Below are 17230 nucleotides of genomic sequence, written 5' to 3'. Positions count from 1 at the left end.
ACTGTCTCCCGACGAACAATCAACAAATTGGCTTGACTCGCAAAATACGAGGATTTATCACGTTTCGCAAATGTGAGGATTACTCACATTTCAATTGAGGAAAATCGACATGAACTCTATTGTAACGAAGCCAACTTTGATCCTCGGCGGCACCGGCAAGACCGGCCGTCGCCTTGCCGAGCGGTTGACGGCGCGGGGCCTGCCGGTACGGATAGGCTCGCGCTCGGGCACGCCACCCATGAGTTGCCGGCCGAGTTCGCGTGGCTGCTCAAAGAACTGTTCACCGAAGTCCTCGACGGCCGCAACGAGTCGCTGACAGACGGCGTCGAGCGCGTGCTCGGCCGCGCCCCAAAGGACTTTTCCGCCTACGCAACCGAAACCGCCTCAACCGGCATCTGGAGCAACTGACATGATCATGAAACTGCTTCCCACCCTCACTTTCGTCGCTGCCATTGGCTCAGGCGTTGTCGGCGGCGTTTTCTTCGCCTTCTCCAACTTTATCATGCCGGCGCTCGGCCGCTTGCCTGCCGGAGGCGGCATCGCCGCCATGAATTCGATCAACATCACCGTGATTACGCCGGCATTCATGACCGCGCTTTTCGGCACCGGGCTGGTCTGTCTTGTCCTTGCCGCCGGCGCTCTTATCGGCTGGAGCCAACCGGGTGCATTCTGGCTCCTCGCCGGCGCCCTGATCTACCTCGTCGGCAACCCGATCGTGACGATGATGTTCAACGTGCCGCTCAACAACGCCCTGGCCGCCGTCGATCCGACAAGCGCCAACGGCGCTGCAGTATGGGCCACTTATCTCAGGGACTGGGTGATGTGGAACCATGTCCGCACCATCACCGCCATCGTGGCGCTGGGCTGCTTCATCTTCGCCTGGCGGTGAATGCAGGACGGAAGTGTAAAAGGCCTCAGGCAGGGTCTTTTGACTTATCGCCCTTGCGGTCGGCATGGCCCAGATCGCGATCCGGATCGATGACGTCGCGAACCAGTTGCTTGAGCTTTGCGGCGTCGGGGAAACCGCCGTCCCGCTTGCGGTCCCAGACCAGCGTGTCATTGCAGGAAATGGTGAAGATGCCGCCGGTGCCGGGCACCAGCGTCACTTCGCCCAGATCGGTGCCGAAGGTCGACAGCAGCTCCTGCGCCATCCAGCCGGCCCTGAGCAGCCACAGGCACTGGGTGCAATAGGTGATGCGGACGCGGGCTCTGTCTGACACGTTCATGTCTCGGTCTCATCTGCGCGAACTGTGGTTACGGCAAATCGATCGTGTATCGGGTCGTTGCCAAGAGCTATGGATATTGCGATCCAGATCGGCCAGACCATAACCAAGACCAACGCGGCGTATGCACCGACAATCTCCAACCGGGAGAAGTCCTGCGCGACCCCAGGAGCGCTGCCCCAAGCCTGAACAGTGTACCACCCTCCCATGAACATTATGGGCAAAGCGCCGAGAAATTTCATTCCCTGCCGCCGAACAGCCTTTCGTACGGGTAGTCCGATTCTATTTTTGTCATCCTGGTCATGCACTATGAGCGCCGCGAACCGCTTGCCGATTGGCTGGCCAGAGGTCAACTCCATGACAAGGAGATAAGACGCGAGAACGACCAGTTCGAGGAAACCCAGATCCAATGCTGCCGGTCGGATATTGCCCTGCGAATCCAAATCAAATGAGATGGAGGGATTTCCTTCAGACTGTGAGCCCGAAGCCGTTCCCAGGGCCCATTCGGCGACCGTCAAACCGAACAGCGACGTTCTGCATATCTGCCAATCGTAACGGGCAAATGATGGATCACTTGCTCCGTTTAACGTAGCCGCCTGACATAGTCTCCAGTTCAACCAAAAGCTGCCTTTGACTCCGCCGTCAGTTAGCAGAAACAAACCCGCTACAAGTGCGTAAAGAGGTATCAGGACGATAAGATAGTCGATGATCGAAGCGAACAGCCGGCGCCATATGCCACCCCGGCGAGGCCAGGACATCGCGTCAGAAAAACGAGCCTCGTCAGTGTCAGTCATCCGTCCCCCATCAGTAACTGACAGCTCTAGAAGAAAGATACGTGGTCGATGCGCGGCGTTCTCAACTTACGCCGCGCTGAGCTTCGCCAAGGTCTCCTCGTCGACCTCGAAATTGGCGTAGACGCTCTGCACGTCGTCGTCGTCTTCGAGCGTCGCGACCAGCTTCATCAGCGATTGTGCCCGCTCCTCGTCGACCGCGATATTGGTCTGCGGCTTCCAGATCGGCTTCACCGATTCAGCCTCGCCGAGTGCGCCTTCCAGCGCCTTCGACACTTCGCCGAGATTCTCGAAGGCGCAATAGATCGTGTGGCCTTCCTCGTCCGACTGGACATCGTCGGCGCCGGCCTCGATCGCTGCGTCCATCACCTTTTCGGCGCTGCCGGCCGATGCCGGATAGTAGATCTCGCCGACGCGGTCCCACATGAACGAAACCGAGCCGGTCTCGCCCATCGCCCCGCCGGCTTTGGTGAAGGCAGCGCGCACATTCGACGCCGAGCGGTTGCGGTTGTCGGTCAGCACCTCGACGATCAGCGCGACGCCGCCTGGCCCGTAACCCTCGTAGCGAACGGCTTCGTAGGTCTCGGCATCGCCCATCGACGCCTTGTTGATGGCGCGCTGGATGTTGTCCTTCGGCATCGACACCGCCTTGGCGTTCTGCACCGCAAGGCGCAGGCGCGGGTTCATCGATGGATCAGGCGTGCCGCTCTTGGCGGCGACGGTGATTTCGCGCGCCAGCTTGGAAAACATTTTCGATCGCACCGCATCCTGGCGGCCCTTGCGATGCATGATGTTCTTGAACTGTGAATGGCCAGCCATGGCACCCCTGTCGTTTTCTCGGCTAGAGCATCTGGGGCCTGGTGAACCACCCGGCGCCTTGCAAAATGCTCGAATTCAAAATTTCAGAACGTCCTGCTGCGTCCGGACGGACGTACGGCGCTCTCTGTCGGAATGGCCGGCTTATAGATAAATCGGCTCAATTCGTCCAGCCGCGCCATTGCGTCGGACACGCAAGGGGCTCAAGGCCCGAAAGTGGCAGGCTTCGGCAACCTTTCATCCCTCAAGATCGGATTTCAGCCGGTCGAGGATGCTGATCGCGTGCGTGGCATATTGACTGATCCAGCGGTCGTGGATGTGCTTGATCGGCAGCGCGTTGAGATGGTTCCAGCGTTCGCGCCCCTCGCGGCGCACCACGACCAGGTCGGCCTCCTCCAGCACCTTCAGATGCAGCATGACCGTGCAGCGGTCCATGTCTGGGAAGGCATCGCAAAGCATGCCGGTGGTCTGCGGCGCATCCTTCAGCCGGTCCAGCAACGCACGCCGGCGCGGATGCGCCAGCGCCTTGAAAACATTGTCGTCCTGCGCCGTGCTTGACATGTTATGTTTTTATAACATAATGCCGTTGCCTTCAAGGAAGGAGCTGTGGATATGTCTCTTGGATTCAGGGTTTCTGGCCGCATCGGCAAACCCGTCGCCGAAGTCTTCGATGCGGTCGTCAATCCGAAGAAGCTCAGCGGCTACTTCACCACGATCGGCGGCGCCAGCGCACCGCTGCTGGCGGGTGCCACCGTCATCTGGTGGGGCAAGGTTCCCGTGGAGGTCGACAAGGTGGAGAAAGACAGCCGCATCGTGCTGCGCTGGGATGCGACCGACGCCGACGGCGAGCCCGCCTACAAGACCCGCATCGAGATGAATTTCGAGCCGCTCGACGACGGCGGCACCTTCGTCACCATCGCCGAAACCGGCTGGCACGAGGACGCGGTCGGCCTGAAGAAATCTTACCTCAATTGCGAGGGCTGGTCGCAGATGCTGGCCTGCATGAAGGCCTATGTCGAATACGGCATCAATCTGCGCGACGGCTATTACCGCAGCGAGATGAAGGGCGAGCCGGCCAACGAGAACAACATCTGAGAGCAAATGGAGTAAGAATGACCGCGAAGATCACCGGCGGCATCAACATCGCGATGAAAGTCCCGCCGCATCTATACCAGGCAACGATCGCCTTCTATCGCGACGTCATCGGCCTGAAGCCATTCACAGCCAAACCGCCGGCCGTCGGCTTCGAACTCGGTCCCAATCGACTGTGGATCGACGAGGCGCCGATGATGAGCCAGGCCGAGATCTGGCTGGAACTGTTCACCGATGATTTTCCGGCCGCAGCGGAGCATCTCGCCAAGGCCGGTGTCGTGCGCTGCGACGCCATCGAGGCACTGGGTGAAGGCTTTCGCGGCGGCTGGATCACCAACCCGGCCGACATCATTCACCTGGTGCGCGAACCCGATGCCTGGTGAACAGGCGGCACCGTGGAAAGGAGGACGATATGGAAATCCGCGAAACACCGACCGCCGAAGCCGGCATGCTGATAAGGCGGCCGGTCGCCGACGTATTTGAAGCCTTCATCGATCCGGCGATCACGACGAAGTTCTGGTTCACCCATGGCAGCGACAGGTTGGACAGCGGCAAGGAAATCCATTGGGAATGGCGCATGTATGGCGTCTCGACGACGGTCAATATCAGTGAGATCGTCGAAAAACAAGAAGATCGTCATGCAATGGAGCGATCCGCCGACCACGGTGGTGTGGGCCTTTACCGAGATGCCGGGCGCCACGACCTTTGTCGAGGTCCGCAATTTTGGCTTTGTCGGCAGCCGCGATGAGCAGGTCACGCAGGCGATCGACTCGACCGGCGGTTTTGCGCTGGTGCTCGCCGGCGCCAAGGCGTGGCTGGAGCAAGGCGTGATGCTAGGCCTGATCGGCGACCGCCATCCGAAAGGCGTGCCGGGGCATTAGGTCAGCCGCGGTGGGTCATCCTCAGTGCCCGCCGCCCTTTGCCTTCTTCCGCCGCCGCGCCAGCATGTTGAGCCCTTCGACCAGGGCCGAAAAACCCATGGCGGCGTAGATATAGCCTTTCGGCACGTGGTAACCCATGCCGTCGGCGATCAGCGTCATACCAATCATCAGCAGGAAACCCAGCGCCAGCATGACGATGCTGGGGTTCTTGGCGATGAAATCCGCCAGCGGCCCGGCCGCCAGCATCATCACGCTCACCGCCACGATCACCGCGATGTACATGATCGCGATTTCGTCGGTCATGCCGACGGCGGTGATGATCGAGTCGATCGAAAAGACGAGGTCGAGCAGCAATATCTGGAAAATCGCGCCGGCCAGCGAAAGCTGCAGCGTCTCGCCCATCATGGTGTCCTGGTGATCATCGAGATCGACCGTGTGGTGGATCTCCTTGGTCGCCTTCCAGACGAGAAACAGGCCGCCGGCGATCAGGATCAGGTCGCGCCATGAAAACCCGTGGCCGAAGGCGGTGAATATAGGCGTCGTCAGTTGGACGATGATCGAGATGGTGGCCAGCAGGATCAGCCGCATCACCAGCGCGGCGGAGATGCCGAGCCGTCGGGCGCGGGCCCGCTGCGCTACCGGCAATTTGTTGGTCAGGATCGAGATGAAGATCAGATTGTCGATGCCGAGCACGACCTCCAGCACGATCAGCGTCAGCAGCGCGACCCATGCAGTCGGGTCGGAGACAAAGGCGAAATGCGGCGCCAGGAATTCGACTAGCTGCATGGAGGTCGTCCCCTCTACGATCTAGAGCAGTTTCGCCGGCAATTGGGTATTGCAAGCGTCTATATCAATGTCACGACCAGAAGGATGGAGCCGTTTCCTCGAGCCGCGGGCCGCGGCGAAACGGCGCGATCCGTTCGGTCAGGCCGCTACGGTCGGAAATGTCGACGCCGACACCGCACAATGTCGCAGGTCCCGTCGACGCCTCGAAGCGTCCCTTCGGCACTTTGGACAAGAACCGGTTGAGCGGCTCCTCCTTGTCCATGCCGAGCGAGGAATCGTAATCGCCGCACATGCCGGCATCGGAAATATAACCGGTGCCGCCATTGAGAATCTGGTGATCGCCGGTCGGCTGATGGGTGTGGGTGCCGACAACAAGACTGGCACGGCCGTCGACGAAATGAGCGAAGCACATTTTTTCCGAGGTCGCCTCGGCATGGAAATCGATGACGATTGCATCGGCCTGCTCGCCAAGCGGACAAGCGGCAAGTTCGCGCTCGCCGGCCTGGAACGGATCGTCGAGCTCGGGATGCATGAACACCCGACCCATGATGTTGGCGACCAGCACGCGCGCGCCGTTCCTGGCGATATAGACGCCTGAGCCGCGCCCCGGCGTACCCTTGGGGAAATTGGACGGACGCAGGAAGCGCTCTTCGCGCGGCGCGAAAATCAGCGCATCGCGCTGGTCCCAGACATGGTTGCCGGTGGTGACGACATCGGCGCCGGCCGAGATCGTCTCGCGAAAAATCTCCTCGGTGATGCCGAAGCCTCCGGCGGCGTTCTCGCCATTGACGATGACGAAGTCGAGTTTGAAATCCGAGATCAGGCCGGGCAGTTGTTCCCACACCGCCGTACGTCCTGTCTTGCCGACCATGTCGCCGAGGAAGAGAAGTCTCATATAAGCGCGATCCCGAACCGAAGGTCAGCGAAGCAAAAGCTGCATGACTTTCGGAAAAGACCATGCGTCCAGGAACTTCTCTACAATTTCGGCGCGAACCGGCGCAACCCGCTCTCGGTGAGTATTTCGGGAATGATCACGTCATGCGGCTCGTCCGGCACCAGGGCCACCTCCTGGCAGTCGAAGGCAATGCCGATCAGCCGCGGCTGCTGGCCCTTGTCGGCCAGCCGCCCGATCGCCCGATCGTAATAGCCTGCGCCGTACCCGATTCGGTGCCCGCGCGCATCGAAGGCGGCAAGCGGCACCAGCATAAGCTGCGGATCGAGCACCTCGGCTTCCTCATGCGGCCCGACTGTGCCGAAACCCATGTCGATCATCGGCGCGCCGCGCACCAGTTCGCGAAAAACGATGGTGGTCTTGTCGAGGATGGCCGGTAGGCAGAGCCTTGCCCCCTTCTCGCGCAGGGCAAACATCAGCGGCCGGACGTCGACTTCCGACCGCATCGGCCAGAAACCGGAGACGATCTGGCCCGGCTCGACCGTGATCCGGTCGCGCGCCGTCTCGGCCATTTCGAGTGCTGCCTCCACACGCCAGAAAGGATCGAGCGCATCGCGGCGCCCGAGGGCTTGGTTGCGGAGATTTTTTTTCAGGTCTTTTGGGGATGCCATGCGCCGACGGTAGAAAAGGTCAGATTTGGATGGAGTGTTACGAGCGACGTTTTGGAGGAGCGGGGCGAACTTGTCGTTCGTGAGCACCGCACAAAGCGGCGCGACGACAAGATCCGCCAGATGGCCTTTTCGATAGGTGACGATCCACACAACCGGTGGAGAGAGCGATCCCGGGAACCTACAAAGTAGGTGGGCGCCGTATGAGAAAACCCACGGGTCTTCCCAGGGACAGCTCCCTAGGGATCATTAAGGCCCCGGGGAAAATGTTCTCCTGCCGGGAAGCGCAGACCGTCATCCCCAATATAGGCTGACGCCAGACCAAGCGCCAGAGAGGCGACATGTTTCGAGGCGTAATTCGACGCAGAACCCCTCGGCGAGGGCCGCGCCCCGGTAGATCCCCGCTTCGCCAGCGGCACCTTGCACAGCGAAGGCCGCGTCCTTAGGGTCGCGCGATGGACCCGGGAGCAAAAATGCGTTTCGAAGGCACGGCGGCCTATGTTGCCGACAAGGATCTGATGGTGGCGGTCAACGCGGCGATCGCGCTTGAGCGGCCATTGCTGGTCAAGGGCGAGCCCGGCACCGGCAAGAACGAACTTGCCCGTCAGGTGGCGGCAGCGCTCGGCCTGGATCTGATCGAGTGGCACGTCAAATCGACCACGCGGGCGCAGCAGGGCCTCTATGAATATGATGCCGTCTCGCGGCTGCGCGACAGCCAGCTCGGCGACGAGCGCTTCAACGACATCCGCAATTACATCAAGCGCGGCAAGCTGTGGGACGCCTTCGCCGCCGGCAGGAAGGTGGTGCTCCTGATCGACGAGATCGACAAGGCCGATATCGAATTCCCGAACGATCTGTTGCAGGAACTGGATAGGATGGAGTTCTTTGTCTACGAGACCGGCCAGACCATCCGCGCCACCGTCCGGCCGATCGTCATCATCACCTCCAACAACGAAAAAGAGCTGCCGGACGCCTTCCTGCGCCGCTGCTTCTTCCATTACATCCGCTTTCCCGACGTCGAGACGCTGCACAAAATTGTCGACGTGCACTATCCCGGCATCAAGCAGAACCTGGTGCGCGCCGCACTCACGCAATTCTATGAAATCCGCGATGTGCCGGGCCTCAAGAAGAAGCCGTCGACCTCCGAGGCACTCGACTGGATCCGCCTGCTGGTTGCCGACGACATCGCGCCCGAAGACCTGCGCGCCGACCCGAAGAACGCGCTGCCCAAACTGCACGGCGCCTTGCTGAAGAACGAACAGGACGTGCATCTGTTCGAGCGCCTGGCTTTCATGGCGAGACGGCAAGGGTGAGGGGCGGTCGACGAAAGCCGCCGGACAGCGCTTTCCCGTCGTTGGACCGTTGCCGCCAGCGAGGCGTGAAGGCAGCTTCGTGTTGCCGAATTCAGAGGAAATGAAATGACCGAGATCACCGTCCGCCCGCTTGCGCAATCCGACCATGCCGACTGGCGGCGTCTGTGGACCGCCTATCTCACCTTTTACGAAACCAAGCTGCCGGAAGACGTTTACGCCGTCACCTGGAAGCGGCTGTTCACGGCGGGCGAGTTCGAGCCAAAGGGTTTTATCGCCACCCTCGATGGCAAGGCCGTCGGCCTGACGCACTATCTCTACCATCGCTCCTGCTGGTCGCAGATAAATAACTGTTATCTGCAGGACCTGTTCGCCGACCCCGATGTGCGCGGCAAGGGCGTCGGCGCCGCCCTGATCGAAGCGGTCAAGCAGGAAGCCGGCAAGATCGGCGTCAAGAACGTCTACTGGATGACCCACGAGACCAACACCACCGCACGCAAGCTCTACGACCACGTGGCGCGCAGGACCGGCTTTATCGAATATGATCTGCTCTGATGAAGCCAACGATTGAAATAATCACCTGTGCGCAATATATTGCGCATGATCAGGGGCGACAGTGCCGCTGATCGAGACCAACACGCGCAAGATTGTCACGAGGCTTTTACGTGACGGCTGGGTGAACGTAGGCGGCGGCAAACACGAGAAGTACGAGCATCCGGAAAGGCCGGAGATCATGATCATTGTGCCGCGGCATCGCGAACAATCTCTGGGTGTTGCGCGGTCGATGGCCCGGCTTGCTGGATGGATTTAAGGACGAATCATGACGCACTATGTCGGAATTCTTGACGGCGCAGATGAAGTCTGGGGAGTGCGGGTGCCTGATCTTCCCGGATGTCACGGCGGTGGCGCAAGTCCCGAAGAGGCGATAGCCGATGCGACTTCTGCCGTTCGCGAATGGGCAGAGACACGAATGGCGAAGAACTTGCCCTTGCCCGCAGCGCGCACTGTGGCAGATCTGCTCCGACTGGGCGAAGTCGATAGCGCTGCCGGTGAATCCGCCGTGATGATCCCTGTGCTGATCGATTCCGGACGGCCTGTCCGGGCCAATCTGTCGCTCGACGCAGGTCTTTTGGCGGCAATCGACGAAGAAGCGGGTCGGCGTGGTCTGACGCGTTCCGCCTTTATCGCCAGCGCCGCACGGGAGAAGATCGAGGGACACAGATAAAGTTGGACCATGTTCCTCCCCTTCTTCCTTGAACTGAAAGCCGCGCGCGTTCCGGTCTCGCTCCGCGAATATCTGTCGCTGCTGGAGGGGTTGGAGGCCGGGTTGGTCGACTATGACGTCGAGGGCTTTTACTACCTCGCCCGCGCCGCTCTGGTGAAGGACGAGCGCCACATCGACCGTTTCGACCAGGTCTTTTCGCACGTCTTCAGAGGTGTCGAGGCGCTGGCTGGCGAAAACGCGGTCGATGTCGCAAACATCCCGGAGGAATGGCTGCGGAGGCTCGCTGAAAAGCACCTCTCCGACGAGGAGAAAAAACTGGTCGAGGCGCTGGGTGGCTTCGAAAAGCTGATGGAGACGCTGAAGAAACGACTGAAGGAACAAAAGGGCCGGCATCAGGGCGGTTCGAAATGGATCGGCACCGCCGGCACCTCGCCCTTCGGCGCCTATGGCTACAATCCCGAAGGCGTGCGCATCGGCCAGCACGGAAGCCGCAACCGCCGCGCGGTAAAAGTCTGGGACAGGCGCGAGTTCAGGAATTTGGACGATGCCGTCGAGCTCGGCACCCGCAACATCAAGGTCGCGCTGAAGCGGTTGCGCCGCTGGGTGCGCGAAGGCGCCGAAGAGGAGTTCGACCTGCCCGGCACCATCCACGCCACCGCCGAGCGCGGCTATCTTGACATCAAGACACAACCCGAACGTCGCAATGCCGTGAAGCTGCTGATGTTCTTCGATGTCGGCGGCTCGATGGACGACCATGTCAGCAGTGTCGAGGAGCTATTCTCGGCCGCCCGCGCCGAATTCCGCCAGCTCGAATATTTCTACTTCCACAACTGCCTCTACGAAGGCGTATGGAAGGATAATCGCCGCCGCCATGCCGAGGTGATTCCGACCTTCGACCTCATCCATAAATATGGCCCCGACTACAAGGTGATCGTCGTCGGCGACGCCTCGATGAGCCCCTATGAGATCGCCCATCCCGGCGGCTCGGTCGAGCACTGGAACAAGGAGGCCGGCGCCGTCTGGCTCGGCCGATTGCTGCAGCAATGGCCGAACGCGGTATGGCTCAATCCGGAAGACGCGAAGAACTGGGGCTATACCCATTCCATTGCCATGATCCGCGATATCTTTGGCGGCCGCATGTTTCCGCTGACGCTCGCCGGCCTCGAAGCCGCGACGAAGCAACTGTCAAGGAAGCACTGAATGGATCCGCGCAAAACAGGACGGTCGACCTGTTTCCTTTGCCTGCAATGCGGTGTCCAGTTCGCGGCGACAGCGACGCCGCCGCAACATTGCCCGATCTGCGAAGACGAGCGGCAATATGTGCGCTGGGAGGGCCAGGCCTGGACCACGCCGGAAGAGCTCGCAGGCGGGCATCGGGTCGTGATCAAGGATGATGCCGGCGTGCTCGCCTTCGGCATAGAGCCGCGCTTCGCCATCGGCCAGCGGGCGTTGCTGGCGCAAACGCCGCACGGCAATGTGCTGTGGGACTGCATCTCGATGGTCAGCGACGAGGCGGTGGCCGAGATCAACCGCCGGGGCGGCCTGGCCGCCATCGCCATTTCGCATTGCCATTATTATTCGGCAATGGTCGAGTGGAGCGAGGCGTTTGGCGGCGTGCCGATTTATCTGCACGCCGATGATCGTCAGTGGATCATGCGGCCGCATCCGGCAATCATCAGCTGGGAAGGCGAAACGCGCGCCATTAACCCGTCGCTGACGCTCATCCGCTGCGGCGGCCACTTTGCCGGTGGCCAGGTGCTGCACTGGAAGCGCGACGGCGGCAATGCCATGCTGGCCGGCGACATCCTGCAGGTGACGCCTACGCGCCGTCATGTCAGCTTCATGTACAGCTACCCGAACTATATCCCGCTCAACGCGACGAAAGTGCTCGGCATCAAGGCCGCGCTGGAGCCTTTCACGTTCGACCATATCTACGGCGCATGGTGGAACCAGAATGTCATCGGAGACGCAAAGGCGGCATTTTCAGCATCGGTTGGGCGCTATCTCGCGGCCATCGCCTGAGGAATTCGTCGCAGCAGGATAGGAAATACGAGCAAACGCCGTAACAAATGCCTATTTCAGGCGAAGTTGGGAAGGCAACCCAAATAGCGACATGAGCTAAGAGGAAAAAATGGACAGCCACACCTACCCCGTTACCCGCACCGATGCCGAATGGCGCGCCCGGCTGACGCCCGAGCAATATGCGGTGATGCGCAACCATGGCACCGAGCGGCCGGGAAGCTGCGCCCTGCTGCACGAGAAGCGCGCCGGCACCTTCTCCTGCGTCGGCTGCGACCAGCCTTTGTTTGAATCCAAGCTGAAATTCGAGAGCGGCACCGGCTGGCCGAGCTTCAACGATCCCGTGCCGGGCTCGGTCGAGACCACCGTCGACCGCAGCTACGGCATGGTCCGTACCGAGTGCCATTGCGCCCGCTGCGGCAGCCATCTCGGCCACGTCTTCGAGGACGGCCCGCCGCCGACCGGCCTGCGCTATTGCATCAACGGCGTGGCGCTCAAATTCGAGCCGGCCGCCTGATCGTCAGGCCACAACCACCAGGATCAGCCACAACGTGGCGCCAAGCGTCATCAGCGAGGCCTTGGCGCCACTCGATTTTCCGGCAGTTCGCCAAACGGCAAAAGTCAGGAAGATATTATAGGGCACCGGCGCGAAATGCACCGCCAGGACTAGCGCAAGCGGCAGCTTCAGCCCTAGCAGAATGAGCGCCGCCACCGACAACGCGACGTTGATCGCTGTGCCGACAACGACCATGTCGCGCCAGAACAGCCGATCGAGCGGCACGCCGCCCAGCCAGCGTGAGCGGAAGAAGGCGGCAACGCGCGACATGATCGTCATCGATCGACCGGCTCCCTCGCTCTGCTCACCAGAGCGGTTCTAAGGATTGCGTCTGGAAATCCTGCTTTATTCCTGACCCAGAACTTCGGCAATCGCGCGCTCGAAACGTGAGGCTTCCGTAACCAGCCAGTCGGTCATCGCCGGCCAATTGTCTTCGGCAAAACAATTCACCCTCCACATCGAATTGATGCCGAGGCCGTCGCAACTTTGTTCTGGCCTGAGCTTCAGCCTGTCTTCGATGGCCGGCTGGAACGGCTTCAACCGTGACCAGGCTTGCGTGGCACCGAGCTTCTCGTTGCGGCCGAAGAAGACGCCGACATGATTGTGCGCAGGCGCGACATACATGGAAATGACCAATGCGAAGTCGGGCAGCCCACGCTGCCAGAACCACGGTCCGCGCCTCGCCAGCAGAGCCCTTTCATCCGGATGCCGTTCCGCGAACAGCGTCCAGAAGCTGCGTTGGCGGAATTCAGAGGCGCGGCGGGCGCCAAAATCGAATTCGCTCATGGTTCGATGCTCGCTGCAGCATCAGGCCGAGACTGTTGCCGAGACGGTTTCGAAATTCGCTCTGGCGGGTCGTATGGTGGTGGTTTCGAGAACCGGAGCGCAGCGGACTTTTAGGTCCGTGAGCATCGGAAGCGCCGAAAACACCATCGGATTGCCGCCGGAGTAGAATTTCCAGACAGTCTCTACACCATTCCAAGCGCGGCCTTGTAGAGGTCGAGAATGGATTCCTCTTCTTGCCGCTCGGCCTGGTCTTTCTTGCGCAGCCGGATGATTGACCGCATCGCCTTGGTGTCGAAGCCGGTGCCCTTGGCCTCTGCAAACACTTCCTTGATGTCGTCGGCAATCGTCTTCTTCTCTTCCTCGAGCCGCTCGATGCGTTCGATGAAGGCGCGCAACTGGCCGGCGGCAACAGTCTGGCTGGTCTCGGTGATGTCGTCGGCCATATTCTTCTCTCCGCGTCGTTTCTCGCCGCGACTCGGGGTAACCCGAGCGGCGAATTGCAGCGGTTCGATGCCCGACCGGGCGCGGCGGGTCAAGGTGCTATCGATGCGGCATGAAGGGGTTGGGCACGCCTTAAGGTGTGTTGAGATTCAGGTCAGGCCGAGCCGAAAACGATGGCTGCCGAGAACCGGAGCGGAGCGTACCTGAGTACGTGAGCACCGGTAGCGCAGGAAGCCGGCGTTTGCAGGCCGGCATCACCTGAATATCAGCACACCTTACCCGAATGCGATCAGCAGATCCTTTGCATCGATCTGGTCGCCGGCCTTGACCAGCACCTCGGCTATGGTGCCGTCGCGTTCGGCATGCAACGCCGTTTCCATTTTCATCGCTTCGATCGACAGCAGCACGTCACCGGCCTTTACCGCCTGGCCGGCAGCGACCGCAAGCGCCGAGACGACGCCAGGCATCGGCGCGCCGACATGCGCCTCATTGCCCGGCTCCGCCTTGCGTCGTACCTTGGCAGCGGAGGCGCCATGCGCCCGGTCCGGCACCTTCACCCGGCGCGGCTGCCCGTTGAGCTCGAAGAACACGGTGACCATGCCCTTTTCGTCGACATCGCCCATGGCAAGGCAGCGCACCACCAGCGTCTTGCCTTTTTCGATATCGACGAAAATCTCGTCTTCCGGCTTCATGCCGTAGAAATAGGTCGGCGTTGGCAGCACGCTGACCGGACCGTAGGTCTCCTGCGCGGCGGCAAAATCGGAAAACACCTTCGGATACATCAGCCACGACGCGAACTCGAACTCACTGAGCTTGCGCTCGAGTTTTTCCTCGACCTCCGTGCGACTGGCCTTGAGGTCCGCCGGTTTGAGCAGCGAACCCGGCCGCACCGTGATCGGCTTTTCGCCCTTCAGCACCTTCTTCTGCAATGGCTTTGGCCAGCCGCCCGGTGACTGGCCGAGATCGCCGCGCAACATCGACACCACCGAATCCGGGAAGGCGATGTCCCGCGCCGGATTCTCGACATCGGCGACGGTCAGGTCCTGGCTGACCATCATCAGCGCCATGTCGCCGACGACCTTGGACGACGGCGTCACCTTGACGATGTCGCCGAACATCAGATTGACGTCGTGATAGGTCTGCGCCACTTCATGCCAGCGTGTCTCCAGCCCGAGCGAGCGCGCCTGTTCCTTGAGGTTGGTGAACTGACCGCCCGGCATTTCGTGCAGATAGACCTCCGATGCCGGCCCCTTCAGGTCGCTTTCGAAGGCTGCATATTGGTTGCGCACCGCCTCCCAGTAGAACGAGATGTGCCTGATCCATTGCGGGTCGAGACCCGGGTCGCGCTCGGTGCCTTTCAGCGCCTCGACGATCGAACCCAGGCACGGCTGCGAGGTGTTGCCCGATAGCGAATCCATCGCCGCGTCGATGGCGTCGACGCCGCTCTCCACCGCCGCCAGCACGGTTGCCGCCGACAGGCCGGATGTGTCGTGGGTGTGGAAGTGGATCGGCAGGTCCGTCGTCTCGCGCAGCGCCTTGAACAGCACGCGGGCCGCCGCCGGTTTCAAAAGCCCGGCCATATCCTTGACGGCGATGATATGGGCGCCTGCCGACTGCAATTCCCTGGCCAGGCCGACATAATATTTCAGATCGTATTTGGCCCGCGCCGGATCGAGTATGTCGCCGGTATAACAGATCGCCGCTTCGATCAGCTTGCCCTCGGCGCCGACCGCATCCATGGCGACGCGCATGTTCTCGACCCAGTTCAGGCAGTCGAAGACGCGAAACAGGTCGATGCCGCCGGCAGCGGCCTGGCGGACGAAATGCTGGACGACGTTGTCGGGATAGTTGGTATAGCCAACGCCATTGGCGCCGCGCAGAAGCATCTGCAGAAGAAGGTTGGGTGCCGCCTCGCGCACTTTGCTCAGCCGCTCCCATGGGTCCTCGGTGAGAAAGCGCATGGCGACGTCGAATGTGGCGCCGCCCCAGCATTCGAGCGACAAAAGCTGCGGCAGAGCACGCGCATAGGTGCCGGCAATTCCGGCGATGTCATAGGTGCGCACACGCGTCGCGAGCAAGGATTGGTGCCCGTCGCGCATTGTCGTGTCGGTGACCAGCACCTCTTTTTGCTCACGCATCCACGCGGCGAATTTCTCCGGCCCGAGCACGTCGAACTTCTGCTTGCTGCCTTGAGGCACATTGCCGTCGAGATATGGCACCACTGGTGGCGCCGCATCGGCCTTTGGCTGCGGCCGGCCGCGCGTCTCGGGATGGCCATTGACCGAAACATCGGCAAGATAGTTGAGCAGCTTGGTCGCGCGGTCCTGACGCTTCACACTGGCGAACAGTTCCGGCGTCGTGTCGATGAACTTGGTGGTGTAGGAATTGTCGGCGAAGCTTGGGTGATTGATGATCGCCTCGAGGAAGGTGAGATTGGTCGCCACGCCGCGGATACGGAATTCGCGCAGCGCCCGGTTCATGCGGGCAATGGTCTCGGCCGGCGTCGGCGCCCACGCCGTCACCTTTTCCAGCAGCGGATCGTAGAAGCGGGTGATCACCGCGCCCGAATAGGCGGTGCCCCCATCAAGGCGGATGCCGAAGCCGGTGGCACCGCGATAGGCGGTGATGCGGCCATAATCGGGGATAAAATTATGTTCGGGATCTTCCGTGGTGATGCGGCACTGCAGGGCGTGACCGTTGAGCCTGATGTCCTTTTGCGCCGGCACGCCCGATTCCGCCGTGCCGATGGCAAAGCCGTCGAGGATATGGATCTGCGCCTTGACGATGTCGATGCCGGTCACCTGTTCGGTGACGGTGTGCTCGACCTGGATGCGCGGATTGACCTCGATGAAATAGAATTTTCCGGTGTCGGCATCCTGCAGGAACTCGACCGTGCCGGCGCCGATATAGCTGGTTTGGCGCGCAATTCTCAGCGCGTAGCCGCAAAGCTCTTCGCGTTGTGACATTTCGAGATACGGCGCCGGCGCCCGCTCGACGACCTTCTGGTTGCGGCGCTGGATCGAACAGTCGCGCTCGAACAAGTGTACGGCGTTGCCTTGGCGGTCGCCCAGCACCTGCACCTCGACATGGCGGGCGCGCTCGATCAGCTTCTCAAGATAGACCTCGTCCTTGCCGAAAGCCGCCTTCGCCTCACGCTTGCCTTCCATGACCTCGCGGGCGAGATCGGCCTCGGAGCGGATGGCGCGCATGCCGCGGCCGCCACCGCCCCAGGATGCCTTGAGCATCACCGGGTAGCCGATCGTCTTGGCGAGTTCCCTTACCGCCGCCATGTCGTCCGGCAAGGGATCGGTAGCGGGAATTACCGGCACGCCGACTTCGATCGCGAGATTGCGCGCGGCGACCTTGTTGCCCAGCCTGCGCATCGTATCGGGTTTTGGCCCGATGAAGATGATGCCGGCCTTGGCGCAGGCCTCGGCGAATTCCGGGCTCTCCGACAGCAGCCCGTAACCCGGATGGATGGCGTCGGCGCCCGACAGCCTGGCGACGCGGATAACCTCCTCGATCGACAGATAGCTTTCGATCGGCCCCATATCCCTGGCCAGATGCGGCCCGCGCCCGACCTGGTAACTTTCGTCGGCCTTGAAGCGATGCAGAGAGTATTTGTCCTCCTCTGCCCAGATCGCCACGGTTTTAAGGCCGAGCTCATTGGCCGCGCGGAAGACGCGGATGGCTATTTCGGAGCGGTTGGCGACAAGGATCTTCGAGATTGCCAAGGACAGGGCT

At 61.3% G+C, this 17230-nt stretch carries 21 protein-coding genes, 1 other RNA gene and 2 pseudogenes; 12 read left to right on the top strand and 12 right to left on the bottom strand.

Annotation, left to right across the window (positions count from 1 at the left end):
• Positions 1-240 precede the first annotated feature (240 nt).
• Together NMG46_RS03950 and NMG46_RS03945 are read left to right on the top strand one after the other, a co-directional pair.
• A pseudogene (locus NMG46_RS03950) lies at positions 241-408 on the top strand (NmrA family transcriptional regulator); the annotation flags it as partial.
• 1 nt (position 409) lies between these two features.
• Positions 410-889 (top strand): DUF1772 domain-containing protein, encoded by a 480-nt coding sequence (locus NMG46_RS03945; RefSeq protein ID WP_254816440.1) that lies wholly within the window; start codon positions 410-412, stop codon positions 887-889.
• A 25-nt stretch (positions 890-914) separates the two neighbouring features.
• Here NMG46_RS03945 and NMG46_RS03940 read toward each other — a convergent pair whose 3' ends face one another.
• The 4 genes from NMG46_RS03940 to NMG46_RS03925 all read right to left on the bottom strand — a co-directional run bounded on the left by NMG46_RS03940 (position 915) and on the right by NMG46_RS03925 (position 3391).
• Positions 915-1226, bottom strand: a complete 312-nt coding sequence (locus NMG46_RS03940) for a SelT/SelW/SelH family protein (protein WP_254816439.1) — start codon at positions 1224-1226, stop codon at positions 915-917.
• On the bottom strand, positions 1223-2017 hold the full coding sequence (locus NMG46_RS03935) for an RDD family protein (protein WP_254816438.1): 795 nt from the start codon (positions 2015-2017) through the stop codon (positions 1223-1225). Before NMG46_RS03935 ends, NMG46_RS03940 begins: the two co-directional genes overlap by 4 nt.
• 66 nt (positions 2018-2083) lie before the next feature.
• Positions 2084-2833, bottom strand: coding sequence for a YebC/PmpR family DNA-binding transcriptional regulator (locus tag NMG46_RS03930; RefSeq protein ID WP_254816437.1), 750 nt, complete (start codon positions 2831-2833; stop codon positions 2084-2086).
• Between the two features lie 234 nt (positions 2834-3067).
• A complete protein-coding gene (locus NMG46_RS03925; protein ID WP_254816436.1) occupies positions 3068-3391 on the bottom strand; it encodes a helix-turn-helix transcriptional regulator in 324 nt (107 codons plus the stop codon).
• Between the two features lie 51 nt (positions 3392-3442).
• Here NMG46_RS03925 and NMG46_RS03920 point away from each other — a divergent pair, with 51 nt between their 5' ends.
• From NMG46_RS03920 to NMG46_RS03910, 3 genes and pseudogenes are all read left to right on the top strand, one after another.
• Positions 3443-3925 carry an SRPBCC domain-containing protein gene (locus NMG46_RS03920; protein WP_254816435.1) on the top strand — a complete coding sequence of 161 codons (483 nt, stop codon included), beginning with the start codon at positions 3443-3445 and terminating at the stop codon, positions 3923-3925.
• Positions 3926-3942: 17 nt separating this feature from the next.
• Positions 3943-4305 carry a hypothetical protein gene (locus tag NMG46_RS03915; RefSeq protein ID WP_254816434.1) on the top strand — a complete coding sequence of 121 codons (363 nt, stop codon included), beginning with the start codon at positions 3943-3945 and terminating at the stop codon, positions 4303-4305.
• A gap of 29 nt (positions 4306-4334) precedes the next feature.
• Positions 4335-4803 (top strand): annotated as a pseudogene (locus tag NMG46_RS03910) (SRPBCC family protein).
• A 21-nt stretch (positions 4804-4824) separates the two neighbouring features.
• Here the strand turns inward: NMG46_RS03910 and NMG46_RS03905 are convergent.
• The 4 genes from NMG46_RS03905 to ssrS all read right to left on the bottom strand — a co-directional run bounded on the left by NMG46_RS03905 (position 4825) and on the right by ssrS (position 7445).
• Positions 4825-5589: a TerC family protein gene (locus NMG46_RS03905; protein ID WP_254816433.1), complete on the bottom strand. Its 765-nt coding sequence runs from the start codon at positions 5587-5589 to the stop codon at positions 4825-4827.
• A 70-nt stretch (positions 5590-5659) separates the two neighbouring features.
• Positions 5660-6484: a YmdB family metallophosphoesterase gene (locus tag NMG46_RS03900; RefSeq protein ID WP_023678036.1), complete on the bottom strand. Its 825-nt coding sequence runs from the start codon at positions 6482-6484 to the stop codon at positions 5660-5662.
• Between the two features lie 80 nt (positions 6485-6564).
• A complete protein-coding gene (locus NMG46_RS03895; protein WP_254816432.1) occupies positions 6565-7152 on the bottom strand; it encodes a 5-formyltetrahydrofolate cyclo-ligase in 588 nt (195 codons plus the stop codon).
• Positions 7153-7289: 137 nt separating this feature from the next.
• Positions 7290-7445, bottom strand: a non-coding RNA gene (gene ssrS, locus NMG46_RS03890) — 6S RNA.
• 177 nt (positions 7446-7622) lie between these two features.
• On the opposite strand from ssrS, the gene NMG46_RS03885 reads away from it, so the two are divergent.
• The 7 genes from NMG46_RS03885 (at position 7623) to msrB (ending at position 12220) form a co-directional block, all read left to right on the top strand.
• On the top strand, positions 7623-8462 hold the full coding sequence (locus NMG46_RS03885; protein WP_254816431.1) for a MoxR family ATPase: 840 nt from the start codon (positions 7623-7625) through the stop codon (positions 8460-8462).
• A gap of 105 nt (positions 8463-8567) precedes the next feature.
• The gene (locus NMG46_RS03880; protein ID WP_254816430.1) at positions 8568-9014 is read left to right on the top strand and encodes a GNAT family N-acetyltransferase; all 447 of its coding nucleotides are present in this window, start codon (positions 8568-8570) and stop codon (positions 9012-9014) included.
• A 61-nt stretch (positions 9015-9075) separates the two neighbouring features.
• On the top strand, positions 9076-9270 hold the full coding sequence (locus NMG46_RS03875) for a type II toxin-antitoxin system HicA family toxin (RefSeq protein WP_254816429.1): 195 nt from the start codon (positions 9076-9078) through the stop codon (positions 9268-9270).
• Between the two features lie 9 nt (positions 9271-9279).
• On the top strand, positions 9280-9684 hold the full coding sequence (locus NMG46_RS03870) for a type II toxin-antitoxin system HicB family antitoxin (protein WP_254816428.1): 405 nt from the start codon (positions 9280-9282) through the stop codon (positions 9682-9684).
• A gap of 9 nt (positions 9685-9693) precedes the next feature.
• Complete coding sequence (locus NMG46_RS03865; RefSeq protein ID WP_254816427.1) at positions 9694-10884, top strand: VWA domain-containing protein; 1191 nt, start codon at positions 9694-9696, stop codon at positions 10882-10884.
• Positions 10885-11706, top strand: coding sequence for an MBL fold metallo-hydrolase (locus NMG46_RS03860; RefSeq protein ID WP_254816426.1), 822 nt, complete (start codon positions 10885-10887; stop codon positions 11704-11706).
• 109 nt (positions 11707-11815) lie between these two features.
• On the top strand, positions 11816-12220 hold the full coding sequence (msrB, locus tag NMG46_RS03855; RefSeq protein WP_027152870.1) for a peptide-methionine (R)-S-oxide reductase MsrB: 405 nt from the start codon (positions 11816-11818) through the stop codon (positions 12218-12220).
• Positions 12221-12223: 3 nt separating this feature from the next.
• On the opposite strand, the gene NMG46_RS03850 is transcribed toward msrB, so the two are convergent.
• The 4 genes from NMG46_RS03850 to pyc form a co-directional block, all read right to left on the bottom strand.
• Positions 12224-12538, bottom strand: a complete 315-nt coding sequence (locus NMG46_RS03850; protein ID WP_254816425.1) for a hypothetical protein — start codon at positions 12536-12538, stop codon at positions 12224-12226.
• A 66-nt stretch (positions 12539-12604) separates the two neighbouring features.
• Positions 12605-13045, bottom strand: a complete 441-nt coding sequence (locus NMG46_RS03845) for a DUF4268 domain-containing protein (RefSeq protein WP_254816424.1) — start codon at positions 13043-13045, stop codon at positions 12605-12607.
• A 182-nt stretch (positions 13046-13227) separates the two neighbouring features.
• Positions 13228-13488 carry a DUF2312 domain-containing protein gene (locus NMG46_RS03840; RefSeq protein WP_023719653.1) on the bottom strand — a complete coding sequence of 87 codons (261 nt, stop codon included), beginning with the start codon at positions 13486-13488 and terminating at the stop codon, positions 13228-13230.
• Positions 13489-13761: 273 nt separating this feature from the next.
• Positions 13762-17220 (bottom strand): pyruvate carboxylase, encoded by a 3459-nt coding sequence (gene pyc / locus NMG46_RS03835; protein ID WP_254816423.1) that lies wholly within the window; start codon positions 17218-17220, stop codon positions 13762-13764.
• Positions 17221-17230 lie beyond the last annotated feature (10 nt).

Source organism: Mesorhizobium sp. LMG 17147 (assembly GCF_024297145.1).
In the GTDB taxonomy this organism is placed as follows: Bacteria; Pseudomonadota; Alphaproteobacteria; order Rhizobiales; family Rhizobiaceae; genus Mesorhizobium.
The sequence above is the reverse complement of the archived record's forward strand: the minus strand, read 5'-3'. Positions and strand labels throughout refer to the sequence as shown.